We start from the raw sequence: 6,027 nt of genomic DNA, 5'->3' as shown, positions 1-6,027 counted from the left end.
AGGACGGAGCCCCCGCTTCGCGTGACCGCCTCCGCAGCGGTAACTGCCTCATAAAAACAGCCACTGCGCGAACTCATGACATTTGTCATGGGCAGGTCATGACACTCTGTACCGCAGCGGCGCGAAAACCGGCGGTGTAATAGAACCATGAACACCGCAGCACTTCAGAACAGCAAGCACAACACCGCAGAAACCGTTATTTCCGCCCGCTCCCTCCGCCAGGTTTTCACCACCCGCTCGGCAGGCACCGTGGTCGCCGTCGACTCGATTGACCTGACCGTCAAGCGCGGCGAAATCATCGCCCTGCTCGGCCCCAACGGTGCAGGTAAGACCACCCTCATCGACATGATTCTTGGTCTGACTCAGCCCAGTGGCGGCGAGTTGAGCGTCTTCGGCCGCAACGCCTCCGAGGCAGCACGCGCCGGTCTGCTCGGTGCGGTTCAGCAGACTGGTGGCCTGCTCAAGGACCTGACGATCCGCGCCACGGTCGAGATGATTGCGGCGCTGTACCCCAAGCCCATTGACGTGGATGAGGTACTCGCCAACGCCGACCTGACCGAGATTGCTAAGCGTAAGGTCGGTAAGTGCTCGGGCGGTCAGCAGCAGCGTCTGCGTTACGCTCTGGCGACCATGCACTCGCCGGAACTGCTGATCCTGGACGAGCCGACCGCCGGCATGGACGTGAACGCGCGCCGCACCTTCTGGGAGCGTATGGAAGCCATCGCCGAGCGTGGAACGACCATTCTTTTTGCGACGCACTACCTGGAAGAAGCCCAGAACTTCGCACAGCGCATCGTGCTCATGGAATCCGGTTCCATCATCGCTGACGGCTCCTCCGACGAGATTCGCGCCCTGACCGGCCACCGCCACCTTTCCTTCCTCGCACCCGCACCCATCACCGACCTGGATGTGCCGGTTGAGGTCACCGAAGAGTCCGGCGGGTACCGCCACCGCATCTCCGTGCTGGAGATTGAGCAGGTCCTGCGCACTCTGCTGAACAACTACAGCATCACCGACCTGGAGGTTATCAAACCCTCCCTGGATGAGTCCTTCACCCTGCTGACCGAGCAGGCCGCCGCCTCCAAGGCAACCGAAGCCTAAACACTAGACCGCCTCAACACCACCCCACCTAAACGCCACGCCGCCGCTACACACCTCAAGGAAAAATCATGCTCCGCTACGCACTCTACGACATCCGCGCTTCTATCCTCTCGACCGACCGATTCTTCTTCGGCGTGGCACTGCCCATCGTCTTCTTCTTGCTCTTTGGCGCGATGCAGGACTACTCCTCCCAGCCGATGGGTGACGGCAATGTAGCAGCGTACGTCATGATTGGCATGGCGCTCTACGGTGCCGTGCAGAACACCGTGGCGATTAGCGGCAGCACCGTCGCTGAGCTTTCCAGCGGCTGGAACCGCCAGCTGGCGCTGACCCCGCTGACCACCGGCAAGTACCTGGGTGCGAAGGCACTGACCGCCCTGGTGATTTCTGCGGTGCCGGTGATTGCGGTGAACATTGTGGGCATGTTTACCGGCGTTGAGATCCCGGTGAACCAGCAGCTTGCCGCTGGCGCGCTGACGGTGCTGTGCGGTCTGGTGTTCGCCTTCTACGGCATCATGATGGGTCTGCTGATTCGTAACGAGAACGCCGTGTCCATTGCGAACGGTCTGCTGGTGATTATGAGCTTCTTCGGTACCGTGTTCTCCCCGCTGAGCACCGACCTGCTGAAGTACGCCCGCTTCACCCCGCTGTACGGTGCCGCTGAGATTGCCCGCTACCCCTTCGCCGCAGGTCAGACCATTATTCTGGGCGGTGGTGAGGACTGGTTCGTCACCGAGCCGCTCTGGTACGCCGTGGTGAGCCTGGTCGTGTGGGCGGCTATCTTCCTGGGTGTTTCTGCCCTGCTGATGCGCCGCGCAACCCGCCGCTAAATGCTTCTTCCCGCCGCAGTCTCAAAGGTTCCGTAGTATCAGGGGCTCCCGAGGCTGCGGCGGAAGCCGTATCCACTCACACTGTTCCTACTAACACAGCCCCTACTGACACCGCTGCTACTAACAATGCCGCACCGGTGGTATCTGCACCCGCGGCACCCGCACGTTAGGCTAGAACCATGACCGAAACCCACACCCATTCCTACGAGAACGAACACCCCCACACGGAGAACGAGGCGGCACCCTCCGCCGCGAAGCGCACCCTGGGCAAGCACCGCTTCCGCTTCCTCCACCGGGAACGCAGCGGCAACGTGAACTGGCTGGCGCTGGGCTTTAGCGCCCCGTGGCTGGTGTTTCTGCTCATGCCGCTGGACAGCTTCCTCACCACCCCGGAGCTGGCGCCGGTGCGCTGGACCGGTGTGGCACTGGTGGTGCTGTTTGCGGTGGTGAACTGCTCGGCGTACGCGGTGCCGTGGCTGGTGCCGGTCACCTCCACGGTGCGTCGAAGCGTCATCTGGACGGTGCTGATGGCACTGCCTGTGGCTGGCCTGACGGCGCTGCGACTGGAATCGGCGTATACGGTGTTCTTGTCGTTCAGCATGTACTTTGTGGCGTTCTGGGTTTTTGGCACAATCGCCCCGTACCCCCTGCGCTTCGGTGTAGCGGCGACGATTGCCCTGGCATCCTGGCTAATCTTTATGGCGGGCATCGGTTTTGACGTCACCGCGCACGGCGGAATTGCCCTCTTTATCGGTGCGCCGATGGTGGGCATGCTGGGCTTCTCCTACCTGATTGAGCTGGGCGAACGCGCGGACGTAGCGCGTGCCTCCCTGGCGCTCTCTGAGGAACGCGAGGAAATCGCCCGCGATGTGCACGACGTGCTCGGCCACTCCCTGACCGTCATCACCCTCAAAGCGGAGCTGGCGCAGCGCCTGCTGGAGATTGACCCCGCCCGCGCCGGCGCCGAGATGGAGGCTATCGCGCAGCTGTCTCGCGCATCCCTGGCGGAGGTCCGCTCGACCGTGACGCGCCTGCGCGTGCCCGACTTTTCGGGTGAGATTGAGGGTGCGGGTCGTGCCCTGCAGACCGCCGGTATTCGCGTCGAACTGCCGGATGCTCAGAGCGCGCTCGCGGTGGCTGGTGTGAACGCGAAGCTCTTCTCATGGGTTCTGCGTGAGGCGGTCACGAACATGGTGCGCCACTCGGGCGCGAACGCGGCGCGGGTGCGTCTGAGCGCAACCGGTCTGGACATCCTCGACAATGGCGTGGGTGCGGGCGATGCGCGCGGTAACGGCCTGACGGGCATGGCTCAGCGTGTGGCGGCGTCCGGCGGTAGCGTGGTGATTGAGACGGCGCCCGAGCAGTGGCTGGCGGAGAATCCCGGCGGTGGGGTGGGTACGCGCATCCGCGTGAGCATGGACGGCGATACTTCGCTGCTGTAGATTGTGGAACATGGCGCCGCGCCCTGGACGGGGGAGCTACCCGCCCCTGTATGGTGGTGGTAGGCAACCTCTCACGGTTGTTCCGCCCAGTATTTTTCGCCCCGTATCCGCCCCAGGGAGGCTCCCATGATTCGTGTTCTGCTCGCTGATGACCAGCAGCTTATCCGTGAGGCTCTTGCCGCTCTGCTGGGTCTGGAGGTTGACCTGGAGATTGTGGGCCAGGTCGGTAGCGGTGATGAGGTGTTGGGCGCGGTTGCCCTGTTGAAGCCTGACGTGGTGCTGTTGGATGTGCAGATGCCCGGCACTCTGCTGGCTGATGGTATTGAGGCGGCTGCGGCGCTGCGTGATGCGGGTGCGGTGAGTGAGTCGGGTGAGCCGGTGCGCACGCTGATTGTGACGACGTTTGGCCGCCCGGGTTATGTGCGCCGTGCGCTGGAAGCTGGTGCGAGTGGTTTCGTGGTGAAGGATACGGGCGCTCGTCAGTTGGCGGAGGCGATTCGTCGTGTGCATGCGGGGTTGCGTGTGGTGGATCCGTCGTTGGCGGCGGATTCTTTGGTGACGGGTGCTTCTCCGTTGACGGAGCGTGAGGCGCAGGTGCTGCGTGAGGCGGCGTCGGGTGGTACGGCTCAGCAGATTGCGTCGGCGTTGTTTTTGTCGGCGGGTACGGTGCGTAATTATTTGTCGGCGGCGATGGCGAAGACGGGTGCGTCGACTCGTCAGGATGCGGTGCGTATCGCCACGGAGAACGGCTGGCTCTAGCCCCCTGCTCTCATCAACACGGGCGGCTCCTGCCCGAACACGGTAGAATGGTAGTGTCTATGCCCGCAGGCGCCCCGCACCCGTTTCTTCCCGAGACCGGCGGTGCCGCGCTTGGAAGCGGGCACCATTTTCGCCCTGTGCCCGCCCGCACCCGCCGCATCACGTACGCGGCGCATCCTGAGTGTTTGGTGGGGTACATGATTCGAAGGAAAACTTGTGGCTCTAACTATCGGCATTGTTGGCCTGCCTAACGTGGGCAAGTCCACCCTGTTCAACGCTCTGACCGGCAACACTGTGCTGGCGGCTAACTACCCGTTCGCGACCATTGACCCGAACGTGGGCGTGGTGAACCTGCCGGATGCGCGTCTGAACCGTCTGGCTGAGATTTTTGGTTCGGAGCGTATTCTGCCTGCGACTGTTTCGTTCGTTGATATTGCGGGTATTGTGAAGGGCGCTTCTGAGGGTGAGGGCCTGGGTAATAAGTTCCTCGCGAACATTCGTGAGGCGCACGCTATCGCCCAGGTGGTACGTGCGTTTGATGACCCGGACGTCATTCACGTGGACGGCAAGGTCGACCCCGCCTCCGATATGGAGACCATCAACACTGAGCTGATTCTGGCTGACCTGCAGACTCTGGAGAACGCTATTCCGCGTCTGGAGAAGGCTGTGAAGATTAAGAAGGGTGACGCCGCTCAGCTGGAGACCTACAAGATTGCGCAGAAGATCCTGGAGGATGGTGACACCATCATTTCTCGTGCGAAGGACGCGAAGCTGGAGCTGGCTCATTTGAAGGAGCTGAACCTGCTGACTGCTAAGCCGTTCATTTACGTGTTCAACGCGGATGAGGGCATTCTGGCGTCTGAGGAGAAGCAGCAGGAGCTACGTGACATGGTGGCGCCGGCTGAGGCTGTGTTCCTGGATGCGAAGCTGGAGGCTGATCTGGTGGAGCTGTCTGAGGAGGAGGCTCGCGAGATGCTGGAGATGAACGGTCAGGATGAGTCCGGCCTGGACCAGCTGGCTCGCGTGGGCTTCTCGACCCTGGGGCTGCAGACTTACCTGACTGCTGGCCCGAAGGAGGCTCGCGCCTGGACTATTTATAAGGGTGATACTGCGCCGCAGGCTGCTGGCGTGATTCACTCTGACTTTGAGCGTGGCTTCATTAAGGCTGAGGTTGTGTCTTTCAAGGATCTGGATGAGGCTGGCTCCATGGCGGAGGCGAAGGCTCGCGGTAAGGTCCGTATGGAGGGCAAGGACTATATCATGCAGGACGGCGACGTGGTGGAGTTCCGCTTCAACGTCTAAGCTGACGGGTCGATAGGACTTTGAGAATCCGGTGATGGAGGGATGACGAAATTCATCTCACTGTCACCGGATTTTCTGTACTCTTAATGCGTAATGTAATTCGCTAATTGAAATTTATGTAGGTAATACAAAAATGTCACCTAGATGAAATTCTGTTTTAGCTTGATTCTTTTATTTGGAGGATAAAATGAATGAATCTCCATTTCCTTTTGCTGAAAAGGGTGAATGGGTTGGTCATTGGTGGCTTCCCGAAAATCCTGATAACAAGGTTGCAGGAACCCTTATTTACGATGGTGAAGGGGGACTGAACCTCAAATTGGATAATCATTTTGATGGATATTATCCTAATGGACTTGGTGACATACGTAAAGATGAGAATGGGAATCTATTTCGAGTTCGGGCCGTAAGGAGTAAAGACTATTTAAATTCGTATGATGTGATTTATGGTGTCGCTGACGGGGTAGATATTACCATCATGGATGCAATGGGTAAGAGCTATACGAAGACTCAGGGGCGAATTGGAAAAAATCATACAAGTAGTTACAGAATCAGTGCGGATAAGTGGCTCTTCAGAGTTGAGTGTGGTTGGAGGC

At 60.1% G+C, this 6,027-nt stretch carries 6 protein-coding genes; all 6 read left to right on the top strand.

All coding sequences use genetic code 11. From position 1 onward, the window contains the following. Positions 1-147 precede the first annotated feature (147 nt). A complete protein-coding gene (locus tag HMPREF2884_RS05245) occupies positions 148-1,101 on the top strand; it encodes an ABC transporter ATP-binding protein (protein WP_070616158.1) in 954 nt (317 codons plus the stop codon). A gap of 68 nt (positions 1,102-1,169) precedes the next feature. Continuing rightward, positions 1,170-1,931 carry an ABC transporter permease gene (locus HMPREF2884_RS05240; RefSeq protein WP_070616156.1) on the top strand — a complete coding sequence of 254 codons (762 nt, stop codon included), beginning with the start codon at positions 1,170-1,172 and terminating at the stop codon, positions 1,929-1,931. 179 nt (positions 1,932-2,110) lie between these two features. Next, positions 2,111-3,373: a sensor histidine kinase gene (locus HMPREF2884_RS05235; protein ID WP_070616155.1), complete on the top strand. Its 1,263-nt coding sequence runs from the start codon at positions 2,111-2,113 to the stop codon at positions 3,371-3,373. A gap of 126 nt (positions 3,374-3,499) precedes the next feature. After that, complete coding sequence (locus HMPREF2884_RS05230; RefSeq protein WP_070616154.1) at positions 3,500-4,132, top strand: response regulator transcription factor; 633 nt, start codon at positions 3,500-3,502, stop codon at positions 4,130-4,132. Between the two features lie 216 nt (positions 4,133-4,348). Continuing rightward, positions 4,349-5,434: a redox-regulated ATPase YchF gene (gene ychF, locus HMPREF2884_RS05225; RefSeq protein ID WP_070616153.1), complete on the top strand. Its 1,086-nt coding sequence runs from the start codon at positions 4,349-4,351 to the stop codon at positions 5,432-5,434. Positions 5,435-5,621: 187 nt separating this feature from the next. Beyond that, on the top strand, positions 5,622-6,027 hold a 406-nt coding region (locus HMPREF2884_RS09155), incomplete at its 3' end, for an ApeA N-terminal domain 1-containing protein (RefSeq protein ID WP_210398943.1).

This window comes from Rothia sp. HMSC073B08 (genome assembly GCF_001812975.1).
Classification (GTDB): Bacteria; Actinomycetota; Actinomycetes; order Actinomycetales; family Micrococcaceae; genus Rothia; species Rothia mucilaginosa.
The sequence above is the reverse complement of the archived record's forward strand: the minus strand, read 5'-3'. Positions and strand labels throughout refer to the sequence as shown.